The organism is Acidocella sp. (assembly GCF_028687955.1).
GTDB lineage: Bacteria > Pseudomonadota > Alphaproteobacteria > Acetobacterales > Acetobacteraceae > Acidocella.
The window spans coordinates 1-4,772 of sequence record NZ_JAQTZC010000105.1 but is presented as its reverse complement, the minus strand read 5'-3'; the positions used below and the strand labels follow the sequence as shown (position 1 = coordinate 4,772).

The following is a 4,772-nucleotide window of genomic DNA, read 5'->3' as shown; positions in this document are numbered from 1 at the left end:
AGGCTAAACCAGCCGGCCCTCGAACGGCGGCAGATAATCCGCTGCGTCGAACTCAAGCACCCATAAATCCGGGTCGTAGGATACCTGTTTTTTCACATAGGCGTCGGTCGCTTCCTCGTTCACCGGGCTTGGCCCGGTGCCGCGCATCCAGGCCAGCTCGCCGCCCGGCTCGCGGAACTGCGTGAGCACCATGTTGCCGCTCCGCCCGCGCAAAATCACCAGCACACCGCCGGCATCAGGGTCGCCCTTGCGGACGACCATTCCCGGCTTGTTGTCCGCACTGCCGATCCGCAATGCGGCCGACACCCAGATTCCCGCCTTGATCCGTGGCTCACTCATGCTAATCCCTGATTCCAATGGCATTTCAGCACTGATACGACCCTGCCCGCCCCACTTTGCTCGGCCCCCGCCCTTTGCTCAAGCCCCAAGGAGACGCCTCATGTTCCGTCCGGTTCAGATCGCCGCCGCCCTCGCCGCCTGCCTGGCGCTTGCCCCCGCCGCCCATGCCGCCGCTGACGTAGTGACCTTCGGCCTCGACTGGGTCGCCGAACCGGAATACGGCGGTTATTATCAGGCGCTGGCTACCGGCATCTATAAAAAATACGGGCTGGACGTGACCATCGAGGAAGGCGGCCCGAGCGTGAACAACGCGGAACTTCTGGTCGCCGGGCGGCTGACATTTGATATCACCTCCAACGCCTTCCTGGCGCTCAACTTCGCGCAGGAGCATATTCCCTTCGTCGCCGTCGCCGCCGGATTCCAGAAAGACCCGGATATTCTGATGGCCCATACCGGCGCGGGCGAGGATAATTTTGCCGCGCTGAAGGGCAAGCCCATCGCCGTCAGCGCCGACACGCGGGCAAGCTGGTGGATTTATCTGCGCGCCAAATACGGCTATTCCGATTCGCAGCTGCGCCCCTACGGTTTCAGCCTGGCCCCCTTCTTCACCAACCCCACCGCTGTGCAGGAGGGATATGTCACCTCCGAGCCGTATCTGGTGCACGAGAAAACCGGCAAGTGGCCCGTGGTGATGATGCTCTCCGACTCCGGGTTCGACGGCTACGCCAGCCTGATCGCCACCAGCAACAAGCTGGTGCAAACCGACCCGGACCTGGTTCAACGCTTCATCGAGGCTTCGGCCGAGGGCTGGTATTCCTACCTCTACGGCAACCCGGCCCCGGCCTTCAAAGCCATTCTCGCCGCCAACCCGGACATGACCCCCGGCCTGATGCAATACGGCTATGACCAGCTCAAGGCGCGCGGCATCGTCGACTCGGGCGACACCAAAACGCTTGGCATCTACGCCATGACGGATGCGCGCTGGGCGGCTTTCTTCAACCAGATGGCGGCCGCCGGGCTGTATGATAAATCGATGAACTACAAGGCCGGGTACACCCTGCAATTTGTCGACCACGGTTTTGGCCTGAAGAAATAATGTTCACGCTGCGCGCGCTCGCCAAGCAGTTTCCCAACGGCACCCGCGCGCTTGAGGACATCACCGCGGATATCCAAGCCGGGGAATTCGTGGCGCTGCTTGGACCCTCGGGCTGCGGTAAATCCACGCTGCTACGGCTGCTGGCCGGGCTGGAGGCGCCAAGCGCCGGGCAGATCACCTGGGATGCTGGCCACAAACCCGGGCCGGGCGATGTGGGCTTCGTCTTTCAGGACGCAACGCTGCTGCCCTGGGCCACCGCGGCGGAGAACGTGTACCTGCCGCTGCGCTTGCGCGGGCAAAGCCGGGCAGAGACGGCGCCGCTGATCGAGACCACGCTGGCGCGGGTCGGGCTGGCGGAATTTGCCGGCGCGCGGCCAAAGGCGCTCTCCGGCGGCATGAAAATGCGCGTCTCCATCGCCCGCGCCCTCGTTTCCAACCCCATGCTGCTGCTCATGGACGAACCCTTCGCCGCGCTGGACGAATTCACCCGCCACCGCCTGCAGGAAGACCTGCACCACCTCTGGCGCGAGACCGGCAAAACCATCGTCTTCGTCACCCATTCGATCTATGAGGCGTCGTTTCTGGCCAGCCGCATCCTGGTGATGTCGCCCCGGCCGGGGCGCATCGCCGCCGATATCCGCGCCAGCGTGCCCGAGGGGCCGAACCGCCGCGAATGCCCCGAATACATCGCCCTGGTGCATCGCATAACCGAAACCTTCCGCCGGGTGATGCCCTTATGAACCAGCTGCGCGAGCGCCTCGCCCCCTTCGTGTTCGGCATGCTGGCGCTAGGGCTGTGGCAGGGCAGCGTGTGGGCCCTGGCCGTGCCGTCCTATGTGGTGCCGGGCCCCATCGCCATCTTCAATGCCTACCTGAGCGACTACGCGATCCTCAACCCGGCGCTGCTCTCCACCCTCACCGTCACCTTCACCGCCCTGCTCGCCGCCACCCTGCTCGGCGTGTTCCTCGCCGTCGCCATGGCCGCCAGCACGCTGTTCCGCGCCGCCATCCAACCCTGGGCGGTCATCCTGCAGGTCACCCCGGTTGTCGCCATCGCGCCGTTGATCATCATCTGGGTCAACCAGCCATTTGTGGCGCTGGTGGTCTGCGCCACCATCGTCGCCTTCTTTCCCATCCTCTCCAACACCGCCGCCGGGCTGGCCGCCACGCCGCCGGAACTGCTGGACCTCTTCCACCTCAACGGCGCCACGCGCTGGCAAACGCTGTTCCTGCTGCGCCTGCCCGCGGCGTTGCCCAACTTCCTCACTGGCCTGCGTATCTCCGGTACCCTGGCCCTGGTGGGCGCTGTGGTGGCCGAGTTCGTCGCCGGTTCCGGCGGCTTTGCCTCCGGCCTTGCCTACCGCATCATCGAGGCCAGCTACCGGCTGGAAATTCCCCGCATGTTCGCAGCCCTCGTGCTGCTGGGCGTGAGCGGCATCATCATCTACGCGGCGCTGGGGCTGCTGGAACGATTTTTACTCCGCAAACGCAACGCAGCTTGAACTTTTCCGCCCACTCTGCAACCTTCCGCCCCAACCGGAGACCAACATGACCACCGAGACACCCAAAACCCTCAGCAAAGGCCAGCTGGCCTATGAAACCGAACGCGCCAGAAAGGCCGGAAAATCCCTCGACGAATGGCTGAAGCAAAAAGCCCGCGCCGCCGCCGCCGAAGCGCAGAAAGCCGCACCCAAGCCTGTTAAAAAGCCGGGGCTTTTCACCCGCCTGCTCGATAGGGCGCACAAGCCGCTTTAGCACCTGATCGGTTTAAGTGTGATCAGGCTTTGGTTATTTGTCTGAGGGCGATTCACGCTTTCGGCTCGCTCGGCTGAGCGAACCTCAAACGATCGCGCTCTAGCGGCCCGCATCCACCAGCACCCGGCGGCCCGCGGCCCGGTGCCGCGCCGGGATAAGGCCGTGCAGGTCCTTGCTCGCCGCCACTATATTTAAGCCGGCGAGTTGAGGGGGCAGCAAACGCCCCGTGCGCTCACACAGATTAAACGTCCGCAGCGCGGGGCCCCAGTTCAGCGGCGGGGCGAACAAGCAGGTTTCCGCGGCTTCGACCCGGAAAAACAGCCCTTGTAGCAGCCGGGTGATCTGCGGCTGGGAATACGGCTGGCCATGGCCGAACGGCGTGGTCTCCACATAGGCCCAGAGCCCGCGCCGGTTGGGCGCCACGATAATCAGCTGCCCATCATCCTTCAGCAGCCGCCATACCTCGCGCAGGCAGCGCCGCGCGTTGCCGGCCTGCTCCAGCCCGTGCACCAGAAGGATCCGGTCAAACATCAGGTCGGGGAAGGGCAAGGCATCCTCCTCCGCGCTGCATGCGAGGCTGGCCCGCCCGGCCGGCCACGGAGCCAGCCCCAGTTGCGGCGGCGACACCGCGATGCAGCGCCGCGCCTGTTCGCGCCACAAATGAAGGTAGGGGCCGGTGTAGCCCAGCCCGAGTACGGACATCCCGGTGCAGTCCGGCCATAGCGCAAGCAATTTCCGCCGCAGCAGGGCGGCCGTCATTTGTCCTAGCGCGGTGGCATAAAATCCGGCCGCATCTCGCGTATCGGTCGCCATTGGCCCTATATATACGCGCAAACGCCAGGGAGTGACACAGGTGACAGTAACGGCAACGCGCATCCCCATGCTGACAGATAATTATTCCTGGCTGCTGCGGGAGTCAGATAGCGGCAAAGTGGCGATTGTTGATCCGGCGGCGGCCGAGCCGGCCCTTGCCGCGGTGGAGGCGGCAGGTGGGCGGCTGGATTATATTTTCCTCACGCATCATCACGGCGACCATATTGATGGCGTGCCGGCGCTGGTAGCGCGCTATCATCCGGTGGTGGTGGGCCACGCGGCGGATTCGCACCGGCTGCCGAAGCTTGATATCGCGGTGCGCGAGGGCGGCCTCGTGGATTTCGGCGCCGCGAAATTGCGTGTCATCGCCGTTCCCGGTCACACGCTTGGCCACATCGCTTATTACATCGCTGATGGCGGCATCCTGCTCTCGGGCGACACGTTGTTCAGCCTGGGCTGCGGCCGGTTGTTCGAGGGCACGGCGGAGGATATGTTCACCTCGCTGCAAAAATTCGCAGCCCTGCCGGGCGAGACGCTGCTCTGCTGCGGCCATGAATACACGCAGTCCAACGCCAAATTCGCGCTGGCGGTAGACCCGGACAACGCAGCCCTGCGCGCGCGCGTGGCGGCGGTGGACGCGCTGCGCGCGGCTGGGCAGGCCACCGTTCCAGTCACGCTGGCAAGCGAGCGCGCGTGCAACCCGTTTTTGCGCGCAGCCGATGCCGCCAGTCTTGGCCGCCTGCGCGCCGCCAAGGATGTGTTCTAATACC

General features: G+C 64.8%; 7 protein-coding genes. 5 read left to right on the top strand and 2 right to left on the bottom strand.

The window, feature by feature from the left end; genetic code table 11:
• Positions 1–3: 3 nt before the first annotated feature.
• Positions 4–339, bottom strand: a complete 336-nt coding sequence (locus PHE40_RS10585) for a DUF1491 family protein (RefSeq protein ID WP_299961558.1) — start codon at positions 337–339, stop codon at positions 4–6.
• Between the two features lie 100 nt (positions 340–439).
• On the opposite strand from PHE40_RS10585, the gene PHE40_RS10580 reads away from it, so the two are divergent.
• From PHE40_RS10580 to PHE40_RS10565, 4 genes are read left to right on the top strand one after another with little or no spacing between them, the layout of a single operon-like run.
• A complete protein-coding gene (locus tag PHE40_RS10580; RefSeq protein WP_299961556.1) occupies positions 440–1,435 on the top strand; it encodes an ABC transporter substrate-binding protein in 996 nt (331 codons plus the stop codon).
• Positions 1,435–2,175 (top strand): ABC transporter ATP-binding protein, encoded by a 741-nt coding sequence (locus PHE40_RS10575; protein WP_299961554.1) that lies wholly within the window; start codon positions 1,435–1,437, stop codon positions 2,173–2,175. The genes PHE40_RS10580 and PHE40_RS10575 overlap by 1 nt, the downstream gene beginning before the upstream one ends.
• Positions 2,172–2,936 carry an ABC transporter permease gene (locus PHE40_RS10570; RefSeq protein WP_299961552.1) on the top strand — a complete coding sequence of 255 codons (765 nt, stop codon included), beginning with the start codon at positions 2,172–2,174 and terminating at the stop codon, positions 2,934–2,936. The genes PHE40_RS10575 and PHE40_RS10570 overlap by 4 nt, the downstream gene beginning before the upstream one ends.
• A gap of 46 nt (positions 2,937–2,982) precedes the next feature.
• The gene (locus tag PHE40_RS10565; RefSeq protein ID WP_299961550.1) at positions 2,983–3,189 is read left to right on the top strand and encodes a hypothetical protein; all 207 of its coding nucleotides are present in this window, start codon (positions 2,983–2,985) and stop codon (positions 3,187–3,189) included.
• 99 nt (positions 3,190–3,288) lie between these two features.
• Here PHE40_RS10565 and PHE40_RS10560 read toward each other — a convergent pair whose 3' ends face one another.
• Positions 3,289–4,002: a class I SAM-dependent methyltransferase gene (locus PHE40_RS10560; protein WP_299961549.1), complete on the bottom strand. Its 714-nt coding sequence runs from the start codon at positions 4,000–4,002 to the stop codon at positions 3,289–3,291.
• A 40-nt stretch (positions 4,003–4,042) separates the two neighbouring features.
• Between PHE40_RS10560 and gloB the strand changes: the two genes are divergently transcribed.
• The gene (gloB, locus tag PHE40_RS10555; protein WP_299961546.1) at positions 4,043–4,768 is read left to right on the top strand and encodes a hydroxyacylglutathione hydrolase; all 726 of its coding nucleotides are present in this window, start codon (positions 4,043–4,045) and stop codon (positions 4,766–4,768) included.
• Positions 4,769–4,772: the final 4 nt, after the last annotated feature.